Raw genomic sequence first — 16828 nt, 5'->3', positions numbered from 1 at the left:
TGCCTCAGCTCTCCTTCGGCCGGCGCTTGCCGAGCGACCACGTGTGGGACGCGCGGGCGGGGTGCGCGGTCGACCCGTCGCCTTCCGTACCGGCCCGCTGCCGGCCGTGGTCGTGGCGGTCCTGGCGTACCAGGGCCTCGAACAGCGCGCGGGCCTCGACGACGGCCTCACGCATCTCCTCGGTGCCCGCACCGCCGTCCCGCGCGTCGTCCACGCCTGCGTGGGTCACCCGGTGCACGCGGCGGTAGCCCTCGACGTGGTGCGCGTGGTGCACGGACAGCGCCGTGAGCTGCTCCTCGTACTGGCCGCCGTCCGGGAAACCGCGGGCGCCGGCGAGTTCCGCGAGCAGCCGGTCCGCCTCGCCGACCGCCTCGCGCGGGGAGTCGACGAAGCGCTCCTGGACCGCGGCCCAGCGCGCCTCGAAGCGCTCGCGCTCGGCGGGTTCGAGGGGACGCGTGTGCAACGACCCGTGCCGCCGCACCCGTTCGGCCAGTTCGCGTTCGGCCGCCTTGGTGTCGCCGTCGTGCCGTGCCACGGCCAGGTCGTACTCGGGCCCGAAGCGCCGCTTCAGGCTTCCGCCGTGCTGGGGGCCCCGTGCGCGCAGGGCAAGGACGGCCGCGACGACGAGCACGACCGCCACGATCACGATCAAAGCGATGATCACGCCTGTGGACATGAGTGCCTTCCGGGTTTTCGGCCTGCCGTCTCTCCGGGCGGGCCGGTTCGCCGTTCGTGTTGCCCCGCAGTCCGCGCTCAAACGGCGCACGGCGTGCGCCGACGGCGCACCGGTGGGAAAATATGCTTGCCCAGGACGCGGGGCCCCGGCCGACAATGCGGGCATGACCTGGACCGTCGACCCGGAACCGTACGACTCCCCCGTCGCCGCCGCCCTCTGGCGCGCGTACTACACGGAGGTGAGCGACCGCTGGTACCGGCTCCACGAGGACCGTGCGACCGACCCCGACGAGCTGGAGCGGGAGATCGCCGCCTACCCCGGTGCCGACCTCGTACCGCCCCGCGGACGCCTGCTGGTCGCGCGCTACGGCGGTGCACCGGCCGGCACCTCGGGCGTCCGGCTGCTGGACGACACCACCGCCGAGCTGACCCGGGTCTTCCTGTACGGCCCGATGCGCGGCCGGGGCGGCGCCGCGCTGCTCGTACGGGCCGCCGAGGACGCGGCACGGGCACTCGGGGCGGAGCGCATGGTCCTGGACACACGCGGCGACCTCGTCGAGGCCCGCGCCCTGTACGCACGCCTCGGCTACACCGAGACCGAGGCGTACAACGAGAGTCCGTACGCCGAGCACTGGTTCGCCAAGCGGCTGCGCTCCGGCCGCGACTCCTGACGGCGGCGCTCAGCCCGCCCGCGCGGGCGTCCGCCCCTCGTGCGGGCGCTCCCGTTCCGAGCCGCACAGTTCCCCGGTCAGCTCCCGCACCAGCCGCACCAGGTCGGTCGGGCGGTCCGGACCCCACCAGTCGCCCAGCAGTTCGGCCAGCGAGTCCTCGCGGGCCAGCGCCAGCCGTTCGGCGACCTCGCGGCCCCGGCGGGTGAGGACCAGGTCGGGCCCCTCGCGGACGGCGAGGTGCCGCTCCTCCACCTGCCGGGCCGCCGCCATCACGGTGGCCAGCGGGACCGGGCTGCGCTCGGCGAGCTGGGCCGGCTCGACCCGGCCGTACTTCCTGACCCGCAGCAGCATCCAGCTCGACGCGGGCAGCAGGTCGTAGCCCGCCCGTGCGGTGATCCGGCGGTAGATCTCCCGGCGGCCCTCCCGGGTGCCGAGCACCGACAGGGCGCGGCACACCTCGTCGTGCGAGGAGCGCTCCACCGGGTTGCTGGCCAGGGTCTGGGTGGCGTCCGGCGCCGTGACCGAGCCGCGCAGCCGGTCCTCCTTGAGGAACCAGGCCAGGAGGAAGGCGACGAGGGCGACGGGGGCGGCGTACAGGAAGACGTCGGTGATGGAGGAGGCGTAGGCGTGGATCGCCTCGGGGCGCAGCGCGGGCGGCAGGGCGCCGATGCCGCGCGGGTCGGCCTTGAGGGTGTCCACGGAGACGCCGGGCGGCAGGGCGGCGCCCCGGAAGGCGTCGGTGAGCTGGTCGCCGAGGCGGCTCGCGAAGATCGTGCCGAAGATGGCCACGCCGAACGACGCGCCGATGGACCGGAAGAAGGTCGCGCCTGAGGTGGCGACGCCCAGGTCCTCGTAGGCGACGGCGTTCTGCACGATGAGGACGAGGACCTGCATCACCAGGCCGAGGCCCAGGCCGAAGACGAAGAAGTAGGCGCCCATCTCGGCGGTGGCGCTGTTCTCGTCGAGCTGGTGCAGCAGGAGCAGTCCGAGAGTGGTGACGGCGGTGCCCGCGACGGGGAACACCTTCCAGCGGCCGGTGCGGCTGACGATCTGCCCGGAGACGGTCGACGACAGCAGCAGGCCGAACACCATCGGCAGCATGTACACACCGGACATGGTGGGGGTGACACCCCGCACGACCTGGAGGAACGTCGGCAGGTACGTCATCGCGCCGAACATCGCGAAGCCGATGACGAAGCTGATGACGGCGGAGAGCGTGAAGGTGCGGACGCGGAAGAGCTTGAGCGGCAGGACGGGCTCGGCCGCCCTGCGCTCCACGGCCACGAAGAGCACGGCCAGCACCACCGCCAGCACTGCGAGCCCGATGATCTGCGGGGAGCCCCAGGCCCAGGTGGTGCCGCCGAGCGAGGCCACGAGGACCAGGCAGGTGGCGACGGAGGCGATGAGGAGGGTGCCGAGGTAGTCGATGACGTGCCGGGTGGTGCGGCGCGGGATGTGCAGGACCGCGGCGATCACGGCGAGCGCGACGACGCCGATGGGCAGGTTGATGTAGAAGACCCAGCGCCAGCTGAGGTGCTCGGTGAAGACCCCGCCGAGCAGCGGCCCGAGCACGCTGGTCGCACCGAAGACCGCGCCGAACAGCCCCTGGTAGCGGCCGCGTTCACGGGGTGGGACCAGGTCGCCGACGATCGCCATCGACAGCACCATCAGCCCGCCGCCGCCCAGTCCCTGGAGGGCGCGGAAGGCGATCAGTTCGGTCATGCCCTGCGCGATGCCGCACAGCGCGGAACCGACCAGGAAGATCCCGATCGCCAGCTGGAACAGCTTCTTGCGCCCGTACTGGTCGCCGAGCTTGCCCCACAGCGGGGTCGCGGCGGTGGCCGCCAGGAGGTACGCGGTGACCACCCAGGACAGGTGCTCGAGTCCGCCGAGATCGCTGACGATCGTCGGCAGCGCCGTCGACACGATGGTCTGGTCGAGTGCGGCGAGCAGCATGCCGAGGAGCAGGGCTCCGATGGAGACGAGTACGCCGCTGGAAACCTGCTCCCGCTCCCCCGGTGCGGCGGTCCGCGCCGGGTCCGGCTCCGACTCCGACTCCGTCGCCTCGCGCACGTCTCCGGCCATCCCGACCTCCACAGGTGTCACGGTCCATCCTGGTCGGTGTGACCAGTTATGGCCGTTTCAGTCCTCGGGGAAGCCGGCATTCCGGGGGCGTGTGCGCCGAAGTATGGAGAAGATCTGCATAATCTCTGGAGGTCGCGAGGGGAGTCGCGAGGGGAGGGACGAACGCGTGGATCAGCAGAAGAAGCCGTCGCAGGACCGGCCGGCGGGGGCCGCCTGCCCGGAGTGCGGCACACCCAGGGCGGCGGACAACACCCCGGCCTGCGCCTGCGGAACCAGGGCGTCCGACGCCCTGCGCGACGCCCGCACGGCCCAGGCGGCAGCGGCGGAGGACTTCGATCCGCTGCGCATACGGCCGTACGTCGAACTGGACGGGACGGCCGGGGAGCCTTCGGACGCGCCCGACGCGCCCGACGAGCACCTCGCCCCGCCCGCGTCAGCCACACCGCCGGCATCCCCCGCATCCCCCGCATCCCCCGCACCTCCCGCATCCCCCGTGTCCGACCCGGACGCCACGATGACGCTGCGCGCCGTCGGCGTGGGAGCCGGTGCAGGCGCAGGTGCAGGAGCCGCCTCCGGCAGCGACTCGCGCGACGGGGACACGGAGGCGACCTCCGCGCTGCCGACGCCCCTGGCCCCCTCGGCCGGCTCGCCCAGCGCGCACGACCTGCGCCTGTTCGATGCCTCCGCCACCGCTCCCCTCCCCCGGACGGACCCGGGGAGGGCAGGCGCGGGCGGCGACGGCGGGCCGCCGCGGAGGCGGCGCAAGGGGGTCCTGCTGAGTGCCGCCGGAGCGGTCGTGGTCGTGATCGGCGCGGCGGGATTCGCGAGCGGACTGTTCTCGTACGACGCCCCGTCGCGGGACGGGGCGGCGCCGGACGAGGTCCGGGCGAGCGTCCCGGACCCGTCGACCGGCGAGTCCTCGCCGAGTGCGGAACCGAGCGCGTCCTCCGCCTCGCCGTCGCCCTCCGCGTCGGCCTCCCCGTCCGCGTCCGCCTCCCCGTCGGCCAGTGCGAGCGCCTCGGCCTCGCCGTCCCCGTCGGCGTCGGCGTCGAGCGCCTCATCCGCACCGTCCCGGTCGGCCGAGCCGTCGCAGAGCACGACCGCGCCGGCGGACGACGCCCCGCAGGAGTCCGGTGACGACGACCCCGGCCTTGGCGACGGCCCCACGCTGCGCCCCGGGGACCAGGGCCCGGAGGTCGTGGAACTCCAGCAGCGCCTGAAGGAGAAGTGGATGTACTGGGGCGACCTCGACGGCGACTACGACCGCCAGGTCGAGGACGCCGTCCGCCAGTACCAGTGGGAGAGCCGCATACGCACCGACAGGGTCGGCGTCTACGGTCCGGACACCCGCCGCAGGCTGGAGTCGGAGACCCGGGAGCCGTAGGGGCGGCGGGCCGCTCGGCGGCCCCCGTCAGCCGATGTGCAGGCGCAGCCCGCCGTCCGCGCCGGCCTCGACACGCACCCGCGTCAGGTCCTCCACGACCACGTCCGGCCCGTGGAACCCGGCGCGCGGTCCCACCCCGACGACCCGCATCCCGGCGGCGCGCCCGGCCGCGATGCCGGCGCCGGAGTCCTCGAAGACGATGCAGTCGGCGGGGGCGATGCCCAGTTCGGCGGCGCCCTTGAGGAAGCCCTCCGGGTCGGGCTTGCTCGCGCCGACCGACTCGGCGGTGACCCGGACGTCCGGCTGCGCGAGCCCGGCGGCGGCCATCCGCGCGGTGGACAGGGCCACGTCGGCCGAGGTCACCAGGGCGTGCGGCAGCCCGCGCAGCGAGGCGAGGAACTCCGCGGCGCCGGGGATCGCGACGACGCCCTCGGTGTCGGCGGTCTCCTCGGCGAGCATGCGCGCGTTGTCGGCGTGGTTGTGCTCCATGGGCCGGTCCGGCAGCAGCAGCGCCATCGAGGCGTAGCCCTGCCGTCCGTGGACGACCTTCATGACCTCGCCCCCGTCCAGCCCGTGCCGGTCGGCCCAGCGCCGCCAGACGCGCTCCACGGCGGCGTCCGAGTTGACGAGGGTGCCGTCCATGTCGAGCAGCAGGGCGCGGGCGGGCAGAACGGTGGTGGCGGTGGCCGTCATCGGCAGACTCCAAGGGACGGGGAGGAAACAAGGCGGCCCCGCCCGCCGGTCAGGGAGAACGGGCGGGAGCCACTTTGTTCACCCACGGTACAAAATAGACCGGGTTCGCGCCACCGGCACGACCCGCTCACACGGCGCCGCCGGCCGCTCAGCCGGCGATCGCCTCCCACAGGCTCCATACGCCGAGGCCCAGCATGAGCACGGCCGCGATCTTCGTGATCAGCCCCAGCGGCACCCGCTTCATCAGGGCCTTTCCACCGACGATGCCGAGCCCGGCCACCGCCCACAGCGCGAGCACCGCGCCGAGGCCGACGGAGAGCGGGTCGTCGTAACGGGCCGCGAGGTTGGCCGTCATGATCTGCGTCAGATCGCCGAACTCGGCGACCAGGATGAGCATGAAGCCCGCCCCGGCGACCTTCCAGAAGGACTGGTCCTGCGGCTTGCGGACCTCCTCGTCCTCGTCGTCCTTCTTCATCAGCAGCACGGCGGCGCCACCCAGGAACAGCACACCGGTGATCGCGTGCACGAGCTGCTGCGGCAGCAGGGTCAGCACGCTGCCGGCCGCGACGGCCAGCACGACGTGCAGCAGGAAGGCGGCGGCGACGCCCGCGAAGACGTACGAGGCGCGGTAGCGGGTGCCGAGGACGAGGCCGGCGAGGGCGGTCTTGTCCGGCAGTTCGGCGAGGAAGACGACACCGAAGACGAGCGCCGTCACGGTCAGGCTGATCAAGATTCCTCAATCGGTCGGGGCCACCCCACCGAGAGTGCTGATTGCGCGGAACTGACGATCTCCGCCACGCGCGACACCTCGGCACGGCAGCACACGGATCCACCCCTGCCGTACGGCACGGGCGTGCACTGCTTGCCGAAGGTCTCGCTGGCCCGCCTCGCGTACGAGGCCTGCCTCCGGGCGCCGGCTCAGGCGGGCTGAGCAGTATGTCGACGGTCCGGCGAAGAGCTACTCCCCTTCTGCGCCGTCCATAGTACGCGAACCCCCGTCCGGGACCGAGGGCCGAAAGTCCCGCGCCGAGACCCGCGGGGGTCCGCACCGAGGCCGGCCGGGACCCGCGACGAGACTCGTCAAAGTCCTGTGACGAGTCTCGTCGCACTCCTAGACGTGCCATGCACACGTCACTAACTTCTTACCGACCGCACACCTGTGCGCCATGCGGCGTCGCGAGCATTCCCCTGCCCGCGTCCCAACACCCCCACACCCCAAGGGAGTTCGCATGCCGAAGTTCTACGCGCGTCGACGGCTCGGTTTCCTCGCCGCGTTCACCGGGCTCATAGCCTCCGCCGGGCTCCTCAACGGCCCGGCCGCCTCCGCCGCCCTCCCCACGCCGGTCAGCGCCGCCACCGCCCGCACCTACCTCGCCTCCCTCACGGTGGCCACCGAGGACCGCACCGGCTACGACCGCGACCTCTTCCCGCACTGGATCACCCAGTCCGGCACCTGCAACACCCGCGAGACGATCCTCAAGCGCGACGGCACGAACGTCGTCACCGACTCCTCCTGCGCCGCCACCGGCGGCAGTTGGTACTCCCCCTACGACGGCGCCACCTGGTCCGCCTCCTCCGACGTGGACATCGACCACATGGTCCCGCTCGCCGAAGCCTGGGACTCGGGCGCCGACTCCTGGACCACCTCGCGCCGGCAGTCCTTCGCCAACGACCTGACCCGGCCCCAGCTGCTCGCGGTCACCGACAACGTCAACCAGTCCAAGGGCGACCAGGATCCGGCCACCTGGATGCCCTCGCGCAGCGCCTACCGCTGCACGTACGTGCGCGCCTGGGTGCAGGTGAAGTACTACTACGACCTCTCGGTCGACTCGGCGGAGAAGTCCGCGCTGCAGGGCTACCTCGCCAACTGCTGACGCCCCGTACACCGTCCGTTCGGCGCGGAACCTCCCCGCCGGCCTCCGTCGTTCCGTACCGTACGGGGCGACGGAGGAGAGGATCATCATGGCGGAACTGCGCCTGGGCCCACTGCTGAGGTACACCGACGGTTCGTGCGCGACCGTCTGGGTCGAGACGGACCGCCCCTGCACCGCCGAGGTGCGCTGCGCCGACGGCGCCCGGGGCACGGCCCGCAGCTTCCGGATCGCGGACCACCACTACGCCCTGGTCCCGGTCGGCGGCCTGACCCCCGGCACGGCGACGGAGTACGAGGTGCTGCTCGACGGCACGGGCGTGTGGCCGCCGCCCGACTCCCGCTTCCCGCCCTCGGTGATCGCCACGCCCGGGGACGACGAGGGCATGCGCGTCGCCTTCGGCTCCTGCCGCTGGGCGGCGCCGCCCTCGGGAGGCAAGGGCAGGGTGGGTCCCGACGCCCTGGACACCCTCTCCGCCCGCGTCGCGGCCGATCCCGGTGGCGCCCGCCCGGACGTGCTGCTGCTGCTCGGCGACCAGGTGTACGCCGACGAGATCTCCGACGCCACGCGCGAGTGGATCGCCGGCCGCCGTGACGTGACGGCGGGCCCGGGCGACCAGGTCGCCGACTACGAGGAGTACACCCGCCTCTACTACGAGTCCTGGCTCGACCCCGAGGTGCGCTGGCTGCTGTCCACCGTGCCGAGCTGCATGATCTTCGACGACCACGACGTCATCGACGACTGGAACACCTCCGCCGCCTGGCTCGCCGACATGCGGGCCACCGACTGGTGGCAGGAGCGGGTGCTGAGCGGGCTGATGTCGTACTGGGTGTACCAGCAGCTGGGCAACCTCTCCCCGGACGAACTGGCCGCCGACCCGCTCTACACGACCGTCCGCGAGGCGTCCGACGGCACCGACGCCCTGCGGGAGTTCGCCGCACGGGCCGACGCAGATCCGGCCTCCGTCCGCTGGAGCTACCGGCGCGACTTCGGGCGCACACGACTGCTGATGGTCGACTCCCGCGCGGCCCGCGTCCTGGACGAGGACCGCCGCACGATGCTCGACCCGGGCGAGGCCGCCTGGCTGCGCGAGCAGGTCATGGAGGGCCGGGGCGACGGCGACGGCGACGGCGGCAGAAACGGCAGAAACGGCGGGAGCGGCGGGAGCGGCAGCAGCAGCGACGGTGACAGCGACGGCGCTTACGACCACCTGCTGATCGGCACCTCCCTGCCCTGGCTGCTGCCCCACCTGGTGCACGACGTCGAGGCGTGGAACGCCGCGATGTGCGGCGGCGAGCGGGGCGCCCGCTGGGCACGGATCGGGGAACGGATACGGCGCGGCGCCGACCTGGAGCACTGGTCCGCGTTCCCCACCTCCTTCGACGCCCTCGGCGACCTGATCGCCGACGCGGGTACCGGGCCGGGGGCGCCCGCGACGGTGAGCGTGCTGTCCGGCGACGTCCACCACGCCTACGTGGCCGAGCCGTCGTGGCCGGGGCGCACGCCCGACGCGCGGGTGGCCCAGCTGACCTGCTCCCCCGTCCACAACTCGGTGCCGCTCTCGATCCGCCTCGGGTTCCGCTTCGGCTGGAGTGCTCCGGCGCGGGCCCTCGGGCGGCGCATCGCCCGGCACGGACGCTGTGCGCCCCCGGCGGTGAGCTGGCGCAGGACCGGCGGACCCTGGTTCGGGAACCAGATCATGACGCTGACCCTGCGGGGGCGGTCGGCCCGGCTGCGCCTGGAACAGGCCCACGCGAACCGTGACGGCACGAACGCCCTGCGGACCGTCACGGACCGGGAGTTGACCTAGCCGTACGGAGTCGTGCGAGGCCGCACGGAGCCGTACGGCGTTGTTCCGGTATGAGTCGGCGAGGGCGGGGCGGGGTATGAATCGAGTCACATCGGCGGACCGCACCGCGGGCGTGGGAGCGCTCCCACCTGGAGTGGCGACAGCGCCGGGCAGGTGACTGCACGTCAGGTTATGGCGGAATGTTGAACTTGCAAGTACTCATTAGGCTCACCTAACGTGGGCAGCCCACTCGGTTCCGTCCCCCACCGGCCCGTCCCGGCCGGCCGACCGAAGGAGCACCCCCGCATGCCCGCACGCCTCAACAGCAACAGCGCCCAGCCGTACGTTCTCGGCCTGTTCCGCATAGTCGTCAGCCTGCTCTTCGCCTGCCACGGCGCCGCCTCCCTCTTCGGCGTCCTGGGCGGCGCCGCGATGACGGGCGGCACGATCGACGCGGGCACCTGGCCGGGCTGGTACGCGGCCGTGATCCAACTGGTCGGCGGCGGCCTCGTCCTGCTGGGCCTCGGCACCCGCCCGGCAGCGGTCATCTGCTCCGGCTCCATGGCCTACGCCTACTTCAAGGTGCACCAGCCGGAGGCCCTGTGGCCGATGGAGAACGGCGGCGAGGCCCCCGCCATGTTCTGCTGGGCCTTCCTGCTGCTCGCCTTCACCGGTTCCGGCGCCTTCGGCCTGGATCGTCTCCTCGCCCGGCGCGCGTCCGAGCCGGAAGAGTCCGCCCCCGAGCGGCAGACGCCGGTCGCCGCCTGAGCGGACCGCCGCGGACCCCCTCCCCCGTGTGAACGCCCTGCGTCGATCACACAAGCCCCCTGTGAACCCTCTGTCACACCCCGGGCGTACGCTGTATGGCTGTCATTGGCCGCTCCTGCCGTCCCCGCGTCTCGCGGCATGGCCCGGCCCACGGGGGAGTACCGGGGAGTTGTCGTGGTCGAAGGTCTGGGAAGTATCGGGTCGCTGGTCAGCAGCCCATGGATTTATGTGCTGGTGGGCGCCTCGGTGCTGCTCGACATCTTCCTGCCGGTGCTGCCGAGCGGGGTCCTGGTCATCACGGCGGCGACGGCGGCGGCCGCGGGTTCGGGAGCGGCGGCCGCCGGACGGGTCCCGCAGGACGTCCCCGACATCCTCGTCCTCACTCTCTGCGCGGCGACCGCGTCCGTCATCGGCGACCTGGCCGTCTACCGCCTCGCCTGGCGCGGCGGGGCACGGCTGGACCGCGCGATCGCCCGTTCCCGGCGGCTGACCACCGCGCAGGAACGTCTCGGCGGTGCCCTGGCCCGCGGCGGCGGCGCCCTCGTCGTCCTGGCCCGTTTCGCCCCGGCCGGCCGCTCGGTCGTCTCACTCGTCGCCGGCGCGGCCCATCGCCGGGTCCGCGAGTTCCTCCCCTGGTCGGCCCTGGCCGGCCTGGCGTGGGCCGCGTACAGCGTGGCCCTCGGCTACTTCGGCGGCCAGTGGCTGGGCGCCACCTGGCTGGCGACGGGAGTGTCGCTGGTGGCGCTGTTCGGCGCGGGCGCGGCAGCGGCATACCTGATGCGCCGCCAGCCACGGACGACGGAGGCCTCGTAGCTCAGGCGGCTCGTAGCGCAGCCGGTTCGTAGCGACGGAGGCTCGTAGCGAGGCTCGCAGCGGCGGACTCGTAGAGCCGCGCAGACCTCGGCAGCGAGGCTTCAGGAGGCCTTTCGCGCTCCGCCGCCTCCCCGTATCTCCAGGTCGGCCAGCAACTCGGTCGTGGCCGCGGTGACGGCCTCGACGGCGCGGTCGAAGACCTCCTGGTTGTGCGCGGCGGGCGCACGGAATCCGGAGACCTTGCGTACGTACTGAAGGGCGGCGGCCCTGATCTCGTCCTCGGTGGCCTCCTCGGCCAGCACGGGCGGACGCAGGGTCTTGATGCTGCGGCACATGACGTCAGTCTCCCCTCTCGAGGTCCACCCGCCAGTCGTTCGACCTGATCCAGTGGCCCTTCGGATACTCGAAGTCGACCTGCCCGAGGAGCGTGAACCCGGCTCCTCGGCAGACCGCGTTGGAGGCGGCGTGGCCGACGCCCGGGAAGGCGTGCAGATACCGGTGGGTCCCGGTGGTGCGGGCAGCCTCCCGGACCGCACGGGCCGCCCGCACGGCCAGCCCCCGCCCCTGGAACTCCGGCAGCACGCCCCACCCGGTCTCCCACACCTCGGTGTCCCGCCAGGTCCGCTGCCAGTACCCGACGGAGCCGACGGTCTCACCGCCGTCCGCCAGCGTCACCCGGTACATCTGCCCGGGTCCCGGCTCCGCGTACCGACGGTGCCGGGCCAGGAGCCGCTTCTCGCTCTCCGGGCCGCCGAGGTGCGCGGTCATCTCCGGGCTGTTGGTCCTGCGCAGCAGCCACAGGTCCCCCTCCGCCCAGGGGACCAGGCACACCCGCTCCCCACCCGGCGCGATGCGCTCGTCCATGCCGTCCATGTCTTTCACGGTAGGGCAGGGGTCTGACAGTCGGGCCGGGCCGCGGGGCCACCCTTTCGCGTGAACCACCGAAGGGAACGCGCGCCTCAAAATCGAACAGGCGTATCATTGGAACGTGGCTACGACCTATGATTTCCCCAGTGACCTCCTCGCCGGTCAGGAGGAACTGCATCAGGTCCGGGCCGAGCTGTCGGCCCTGCTCAAGAGACTTCCCTGGTCCGTCGAACCGCTCGACGGCTTCAGCGACGACAACGGCTGGCGCAAGATCGAACGCCCGGCCTCCCCCGGCTGGTCGGCGGACGAACAGGCCGAGGTCGAGAAGCTACGGCAGCGCGAGCGCGAGCTGGCCGTGTTCGTCAGCACCCATCGCTACTGGTCGGAGATGACCGGCCCCGACCAGGTGAGCGCCCGGTCGGAGCTGAAACACGCTCATGAGGGCCCGCACGCGTAAGGCCCCCGGAAGATCTCCGAGGGCCTTGGCTCCGACGACGACGCCGGTCCTGGTGGGCGCGGACGGTTTCGAACCGCCGACATCCTGCTTGTAAGGCAGGCGCTCTACCCCTGAGCTACGCACCCAGGACGAGTCGACAGCCTACATGGCCCGGGGCGCTGCCCGGCAAACGCGTTCCCGCCGTGCTCACGCGGGGATCGGGGGTTAACCCCACCCTCGATCCGGTAGCGGCCCGGATCCCGGCGGGAGCACCCGCTCCGTACGGTCGAAGAGCCTCACCGAGAAGGTCTCCGCCGGCGCGGAAGGCCCCGGGTGCGGCACCTCGTCGTCCGTTCCAGGGGGAGACCGTCATGCCCGCCCGTACCGTTCCCGTCCGCGCGTTCGCCGCCGTCGCCGTCCTCGTCGCGGGCCTCAGCGCCTGCGCCTCCGCCTCGGACGACAACGACCCCGAGCACCGGTCGTTCCCCCTCCAGGGCCGTACGCTCACCGTCGACTCCGACGACTCCGCCCTGGAGATCGCCGCCTCGGACGACCACGCGTCCGGGAAGGTCCAGGTCACGCGGTGGTTCTCCGGGTCGGTCGCCCTCGGCTCGGACCCCGAGGTGACCTGGAAGATGGACGGCGACCGGCTGGTGCTGCGGATGCACTGCTCCGGCGTGGTCGCCGACTGCGCGGCCAAGCACCGCATCGAGGTGCCGCGCGGCGTCGCCGTCAAGGTGCGGGACGGGGACGGCAGTGTGCGGGCCAGCGGGTTCGAGGACGCGCTGAACATCCGCACCGGCGACGGCTCCGTGCACGTCACCGACTCCTCCGGGCCGCTGGAACTGCGTACCGACGACGGTTCCGTACGTGCCGCGGTCTCCTCCCGCCAGGTCCGGGCGCAGACCGGCGACGGCTCGGTCCGGCTGGAGCTCGGCACCGTCCCGGACCAGGTGGAGTCCCGCACCGGCGACGGCTCCGTGACGATCTCGCTGCCCCGGGCCACGTACAAGGTGTCCACCGACACCGGTGACGGCGCGGTCGACGTGTCCGTGCCCACCGACGACACCAGCGCGCACGTCGTCGACGCCCGGTCCGGTGACGGCAGAATCACCGTGCGAACCGCGAACTGACCGGCCCGTGTGTTCGTCCCTAACGGGTGGGAGAATGAACCCGGGCAGGACGGACGACACGGGAGAGTGATGTGACGGCGACGCCATCGCAGCCGTACTCGCCGATGGTGGCGCGCGCCCAGCGCCTGCCGCACCGCTCGCGCCGGCGCCGGGCCGGCGCGGTGACCGGCACGCTCACCCTGATGGGTCTGCCCCTGCTCGCCGTGCTCGCGCTCCCCGCGGCGTTCGCCGGGGGCGGTACCCGGCGCTGGTTCGGCGGGCGGGCCGAGAGCCAGCGGGCGGAGGCCCAGACCGCCAAGGACGACGCGGCCGCCGCGTTCTACGAACTGGACACCGCCCAGCGGGACCTGCGGATCTCGATAGAGACGATCGCGGCCGTCGACTCCTCCCCCGCCGCCCGGCGCGCGGTCACCGACTTCGACGCCCTGGGCCGGCGCATCGACGAGGTCAGCCACCAGTACATCAGCGCCGTCGACGCCCACGACCTGGACCGGGACGACCTGGAAGCGTCCGCCGCCGCCCGCGCCCGCACGGAACTGACCGCCGCCAGGACCGAGCTGGGCCGGGTCAAACAGGAACTCGACCGCTTCGCCGAGGGCCTCGGCCCGCTGCTCGGCAAGGCGGAGACCCAGTTGGCCCGGCTGGCGCCCGCCGTCGAACGCGCCCGGCAGGCCCTGCTCGCCGCCTCCAACGCCCTGGACGCCGCACGCGGCTCCGGTCTGCGGGCGGACGACCTCGCCGCCCGTCTCGCCGCCCTCGGTCCGGAACTGACCCGGCTGAACCAGGGCGCGGGACAGCACGGCGTGCCCCAGACCCTCGAGCGGGCCGAACGGGTCACCCGCGAGGCCGAGGCGGTCCGCGCCGAGGCGGAACGACTGCCCGAGCGCGCCGCCGAGACCGGCCACCGCCTGGTCTCCCTGCGCACCCGCGCCCAGGCGCTGACCACCCGCACCGAACAGGTCGAGCCGGTGCTGAGCGAGCTGCGGCGCCGGTTCGCCGCCGCCTGCTGGCAGGACCTCCAGCACGTGCCGGACCAGGCCACCGAATCGGTCCGGCAGGCCGAGCGGAAGCTGGCCGAGGCCCAGACCGCCCGCGACGAACAGCGCTGGCCCGACGCCACCGCCCTGCTGTCGACGGTACGAGCGCTGCTGAACTCGACCGACGAGGCCGTATCGGCGGCCGGCGACCGGCTGCGGCAGCTCAACGCCGTGCAGAAGGACCCGCAGCAGGAGATCGAGCGCACCCGCTTCGCCATCCGCGACGCCCAGCGCCTGGCCATGGCCGGTCGCAACACCCCCGAGCCCCGTCACGCGCGTCCCCTGGACGAGGCCGTGGCCCGGCTGGAACGGGCGATCACCACGCTGGAGGGGCGGCACCCCGACTACTGGCACTTCCTGACGGAGACGGAAGCGGTCCGGCAGACGGTGGCCCATGTGGTCACCCAGATCCGCGAGGAGCGCGGGGCCGGTCACTGAGCACCGGGATCGGCCGACCGGGACCCGGGGCAGGCCGTGCCGGTTAATCTGTGCCCATGCCTCGCTACGAGTACCGCTGCCGCAGCTGCGGCGACACCTTCGAACTGAGCCGTCCCATGGCCGAGTCCTCCGCTCCCGCCGCCTGCCCGGCGGGTCACGACGACACGGTGAAGCTGCTGTCGACGGTCGCGGTCGGCGGCTCGGCCTCCGCACCGGCGCCGTCGTCGGGCAGCGGCGGGGGTTGCTGCGGTGGCGGCTGCTGCGGCTGAGCCCGGCGCCCTTCCGCTCCTGCCGGGTCCCCCTCGGTTCCCGTCAGCTCCCCAGGTAGCGCAGCACCGCCAGCACCCGGCGTGAATAGCCCTCCCCTCCGGTCAGCTCGAGTTTGTCGAAGATCGCGTTGGTGTGCTTCTCCACCGCGCTCTGCGAGATGTGCAGCCGACGGGCGATCGCCGCGTTGGTGTGGCCCTGCGCCATCTCGGCCAGCACGTCCCGCTCCCGCACGGTCAGCCGGGCGAGCAGGTCGGTGTGCGTCGTCCGGCCGAGCAGCTGACGGACGACCTCCGGGTCGAACGCGGCGCGTCCGGCGGCCACCCGCTCCAGCGCGTCGAGGAACTCGTCGACCTGGACCACCCGGTCCTTGAGCAGGTATCCGACTCCTTCCGTCTCGCCGGTGAGCAGCTCGGTCGCGTACCGCTTCTCGACGTACTGCGAGAGCACCAGCACTCCGACCCCTGGCCACCGCCCGCGTATCTCCAGGGCCGCGCGCAGGCCCTCGTCCGTGTGGGTGGGCGGCATCCGGACGTCGGCGACGACCACGTCCGGCGGATCCTCGGCGACCGCCTTCAGGAGCAGCTCGGCGTTGCCGACGGCTGCGAGAACCTCGTGGCCCTCCTCGGCCAGCAGCCGCACCAGACCCTCCCTCAGCAGGGTCGAGTCCTCGGCGAGGATCACCCGCATGGCAGCTCCGCGGCCACGAGGGTCGGCCCTCCCGGGGGGCTGTCCACGCTGAGGCTGCCGTCGAGGGCGGCGACGCGCCGGGCGAGCCCGAACAGTCCGCTGCCCGAGGCGTTGGCCCCGCCGCAGCCGTCGTCCCGCACGCTCACGTACATCCGTTTCTCCTCCGCTCTGACCGCGACGCTTATACGGGTCGGCGCCGCGTGCTTGACCGCGTTGGTGACCGCCTCGCAGACGACGAAGTACGCGACGGTCGCCACGGCCTGTTCGGGCTCCTCGGCCAGCTCGTACTCCACTCCCACCGGTACGGACGCCCGCTCGGCGACCGTTTCCAGGGCCGCGCGCAGCCCCGCCTCGTCCAGCGTGGTCGGGTAGATCCGCCAGGCCACCTCGCGCAGCTCGTCCAGGGCCCGGCGGCTCTCGTCGTGGGCCTGGCCCAGCAGGCGGTCCCGGCGGTCGGCGTCCTGGCTGCGGCGGGCCCGGCCGAGCAGCATGCCGAGGGCGACGAGCCGCTGCTGCACACCGTCGTGCAGGTCGCGCTCGATGCGGCGCCGTTCGTCGTTCACCGCGTCGACGACCGCGGCGCGGCTGGCGGACAGCTCGGCGATCCGCCGCTCCAGCTCCTCCTGGTGGCGCGGGCCGAGGAAGTGCCGGGCCAGCTGCCCCTCCAGTCCCACCACACCGAATATTCCCTGCACGGTGAGGAACACGAGGAAGAAGCCGCCCAGACTGCCCAGGACCAGCGAACCGGGGTTGCGTATGCCGTCCAGCAGGAGCCAGCCGTACACCCCGAAGGTGCCGTACGCCAGACCGATGGCGGCAGTCAGCATCACGACCCCGCCCAGGACGCCCAGGGCCCAGTGGCAGGCGACGTACCGCAGCGCCCGCACGTCCTCGTACGCGGGCGTGACGCGGAGGTCGAGCCACATCCGCAGTCGGCCCCGCTCCAGCTCCGCCAGGATCCGCGCGCCCGCGAGGACCGGGCGCAGTACGGCACGGCGCCCCCTCGGCCAGGCGGCCACCGGCAGCAGGGCCACGCCGGCCAGCAGGGCGAAGAGCAGCTCGACGGCGGCCGCGGCGGTCCCCAGGATGAGGCCAGCCCCGCACCGCACTACACGTCGCGCCATGACTCGCATGATCGCGAGGCTAGTCGGGCGCGGTGGGCGGGCACACTGCGGAAAACCGCAATTCCCGCCTGCGGTACACCGCAATCG

Annotated in this window: 18 protein-coding genes and 1 tRNA gene; 10 read left to right on the top strand and 9 right to left on the bottom strand. The window is 73.0% G+C overall.

Translation table 11 applies throughout. From position 1 onward, the window contains the following. Positions 1-4: 4 nt before the first annotated feature. A complete protein-coding gene (locus tag Sru02f_RS07270; RefSeq protein ID WP_109031632.1) occupies positions 5-676 on the bottom strand; it encodes a hypothetical protein in 672 nt (223 codons plus the stop codon). A 163-nt stretch (positions 677-839) separates the two neighbouring features. Here Sru02f_RS07270 and Sru02f_RS07265 point away from each other — a divergent pair, with 163 nt between their 5' ends. After that, positions 840-1346: a GNAT family N-acetyltransferase gene (locus Sru02f_RS07265; protein WP_109031631.1), complete on the top strand. Its 507-nt coding sequence runs from the start codon at positions 840-842 to the stop codon at positions 1344-1346. 9 nt (positions 1347-1355) lie between these two features. Here the strand turns inward: Sru02f_RS07265 and Sru02f_RS07260 are convergent, their stop codons facing one another. Next, positions 1356-3431, bottom strand: coding sequence for an MDR family MFS transporter (locus Sru02f_RS07260; RefSeq protein WP_109032078.1), 2076 nt, complete (start codon positions 3429-3431; stop codon positions 1356-1358). A 166-nt stretch (positions 3432-3597) separates the two neighbouring features. Here Sru02f_RS07260 and Sru02f_RS07255 point away from each other — a divergent pair, with 166 nt between their 5' ends. Continuing rightward, on the top strand, positions 3598-4815 hold the full coding sequence (locus Sru02f_RS07255) for a peptidoglycan-binding domain-containing protein (RefSeq protein ID WP_109031630.1): 1218 nt from the start codon (positions 3598-3600) through the stop codon (positions 4813-4815). Positions 4816-4842: 27 nt separating this feature from the next. Here the strand turns inward: Sru02f_RS07255 and Sru02f_RS07250 are convergent, their stop codons facing one another. Beyond that, entirely contained in the window at positions 4843-5508 is a 666-nt protein-coding gene (locus tag Sru02f_RS07250; RefSeq protein ID WP_109031629.1) for an HAD-IA family hydrolase, read from the bottom strand. A gap of 148 nt (positions 5509-5656) precedes the next feature. Beyond that, positions 5657-6238, bottom strand: coding sequence for a TMEM165/GDT1 family protein (locus tag Sru02f_RS07245; RefSeq protein WP_109031628.1), 582 nt, complete (start codon positions 6236-6238; stop codon positions 5657-5659). A gap of 499 nt (positions 6239-6737) precedes the next feature. Between Sru02f_RS07245 and Sru02f_RS07240 the strand changes: the two genes are divergently transcribed. The 4 genes from Sru02f_RS07240 (at position 6738) to Sru02f_RS07225 (ending at position 10749) form a co-directional block, all read left to right on the top strand. Then, complete coding sequence (locus tag Sru02f_RS07240; protein WP_109031627.1) at positions 6738-7382, top strand: HNH endonuclease family protein; 645 nt, start codon at positions 6738-6740, stop codon at positions 7380-7382. 88 nt (positions 7383-7470) lie between these two features. Next, entirely contained in the window at positions 7471-9189 is a 1719-nt protein-coding gene (locus Sru02f_RS07235; protein ID WP_109031626.1) for an alkaline phosphatase D family protein, read from the top strand. Positions 9190-9474: 285 nt separating this feature from the next. Beyond that, positions 9475-9936, top strand: coding sequence for a DoxX family protein (locus Sru02f_RS07230; protein WP_109031625.1), 462 nt, complete (start codon positions 9475-9477; stop codon positions 9934-9936). Between the two features lie 138 nt (positions 9937-10074). Further along, positions 10075-10749 carry a DedA family protein gene (locus tag Sru02f_RS07225; protein WP_174855061.1) on the top strand — a complete coding sequence of 225 codons (675 nt, stop codon included), beginning with the start codon at positions 10075-10077 and terminating at the stop codon, positions 10747-10749. A gap of 101 nt (positions 10750-10850) precedes the next feature. On the opposite strand, the gene Sru02f_RS07220 is transcribed toward Sru02f_RS07225, so the two are convergent. Both Sru02f_RS07220 and Sru02f_RS07215 read right to left on the bottom strand, forming a co-directional pair. Then, positions 10851-11084: a DUF2277 domain-containing protein gene (locus Sru02f_RS07220; protein WP_011028299.1), complete on the bottom strand. Its 234-nt coding sequence runs from the start codon at positions 11082-11084 to the stop codon at positions 10851-10853. 4 nt (positions 11085-11088) lie between these two features. After that, the gene (locus Sru02f_RS07215; protein WP_109031623.1) at positions 11089-11622 is read right to left on the bottom strand and encodes a GNAT family N-acetyltransferase; all 534 of its coding nucleotides are present in this window, start codon (positions 11620-11622) and stop codon (positions 11089-11091) included. A gap of 115 nt (positions 11623-11737) precedes the next feature. Between Sru02f_RS07215 and Sru02f_RS07210 the strand changes: the two genes are divergently transcribed. After that, positions 11738-12073: a hypothetical protein gene (locus tag Sru02f_RS07210; RefSeq protein WP_109031622.1), complete on the top strand. Its 336-nt coding sequence runs from the start codon at positions 11738-11740 to the stop codon at positions 12071-12073. A 50-nt stretch (positions 12074-12123) separates the two neighbouring features. On the opposite strand, the gene Sru02f_RS07205 is transcribed toward Sru02f_RS07210, so the two are convergent. Beyond that, positions 12124-12198, bottom strand: a tRNA-Val gene (locus Sru02f_RS07205). A 225-nt stretch (positions 12199-12423) separates the two neighbouring features. Here Sru02f_RS07205 and Sru02f_RS07200 point away from each other — a divergent pair. The 3 genes from Sru02f_RS07200 to Sru02f_RS07190 all read left to right on the top strand — a co-directional run bounded on the left by Sru02f_RS07200 (position 12424) and on the right by Sru02f_RS07190 (position 14929). Next, a complete protein-coding gene (locus tag Sru02f_RS07200) occupies positions 12424-13185 on the top strand; it encodes a DUF4097 family beta strand repeat-containing protein (RefSeq protein WP_109031621.1) in 762 nt (253 codons plus the stop codon). 71 nt (positions 13186-13256) lie between these two features. After that, a complete protein-coding gene (locus tag Sru02f_RS07195; protein WP_109031620.1) occupies positions 13257-14660 on the top strand; it encodes a coiled-coil domain-containing protein in 1404 nt (467 codons plus the stop codon). Positions 14661-14716: 56 nt separating this feature from the next. Continuing rightward, on the top strand, positions 14717-14929 hold the full coding sequence (locus Sru02f_RS07190) for an FmdB family zinc ribbon protein (RefSeq protein WP_109031619.1): 213 nt from the start codon (positions 14717-14719) through the stop codon (positions 14927-14929). Between the two features lie 43 nt (positions 14930-14972). Here Sru02f_RS07190 and Sru02f_RS07185 read toward each other — a convergent pair whose 3' ends face one another. Together Sru02f_RS07185 and Sru02f_RS07180 are read right to left on the bottom strand one after the other, a co-directional pair. Next, entirely contained in the window at positions 14973-15617 is a 645-nt protein-coding gene (locus Sru02f_RS07185) for a response regulator transcription factor (RefSeq protein ID WP_174855060.1), read from the bottom strand. Continuing rightward, entirely contained in the window at positions 15608-16750 is a 1143-nt protein-coding gene (locus Sru02f_RS07180) for a sensor histidine kinase (protein WP_174855059.1), read from the bottom strand. Before Sru02f_RS07180 ends, Sru02f_RS07185 begins: the two co-directional genes overlap by 10 nt. Positions 16751-16828 lie beyond the last annotated feature (78 nt).

The sequence above is a fragment of the Streptomyces rubrogriseus genome, assembly GCF_027947575.1.
Classification (GTDB): domain Bacteria; phylum Actinomycetota; class Actinomycetes; order Streptomycetales; family Streptomycetaceae; genus Streptomyces; species Streptomyces rubrogriseus.
This window is presented reverse-complemented; position numbering and strand designations above follow the sequence as displayed.

Coding starts and splice junctions, on each gene's coding strand:
- Sru02f_RS07270 (WP_109031632.1), bottom strand. CDS start 676: ATGTCCACAGGCGTGATCATCGCTTTGATCGTGATCGTGGCGGTCGTG.
- Sru02f_RS07265 (WP_109031631.1), top strand. CDS start 840: ATGACCTGGACCGTCGACCCGGAACCGTACGACTCCCCCGTCGCCGCC.
- Sru02f_RS07260 (WP_109032078.1), bottom strand. CDS start 3,431: ATGGCCGGAGACGTGCGCGAGGCGACGGAGTCGGAGTCGGAGCCGGAC.
- Sru02f_RS07250 (WP_109031629.1), bottom strand. CDS start 5,508: ATGACGGCCACCGCCACCACCGTTCTGCCCGCCCGCGCCCTGCTGCTC.
- Sru02f_RS07240 (WP_109031627.1), top strand. CDS start 6,738: ATGCCGAAGTTCTACGCGCGTCGACGGCTCGGTTTCCTCGCCGCGTTC.
- Sru02f_RS07235 (WP_109031626.1), top strand. CDS start 7,471: ATGGCGGAACTGCGCCTGGGCCCACTGCTGAGGTACACCGACGGTTCG.
- Sru02f_RS07230 (WP_109031625.1), top strand. CDS start 9,475: ATGCCCGCACGCCTCAACAGCAACAGCGCCCAGCCGTACGTTCTCGGC.
- Sru02f_RS07225 (WP_174855061.1), top strand. CDS start 10,075: ATGGCCCGGCCCACGGGGGAGTACCGGGGAGTTGTCGTGGTCGAAGGT.
- Sru02f_RS07220 (WP_011028299.1), bottom strand. CDS start 11,084: ATGTGCCGCAGCATCAAGACCCTGCGTCCGCCCGTGCTGGCCGAGGAG.
- Sru02f_RS07215 (WP_109031623.1), bottom strand. CDS start 11,622: ATGGACGGCATGGACGAGCGCATCGCGCCGGGTGGGGAGCGGGTGTGC.
- Sru02f_RS07200 (WP_109031621.1), top strand. CDS start 12,424: ATGCCCGCCCGTACCGTTCCCGTCCGCGCGTTCGCCGCCGTCGCCGTC.
- Sru02f_RS07190 (WP_109031619.1), top strand. CDS start 14,717: ATGCCTCGCTACGAGTACCGCTGCCGCAGCTGCGGCGACACCTTCGAA.
- Sru02f_RS07185 (WP_174855060.1), bottom strand. CDS start 15,617: ATGCGGGTGATCCTCGCCGAGGACTCGACCCTGCTGAGGGAGGGTCTG.
- Sru02f_RS07180 (WP_174855059.1), bottom strand. CDS start 16,750: ATGCGAGTCATGGCGCGACGTGTAGTGCGGTGCGGGGCTGGCCTCATC.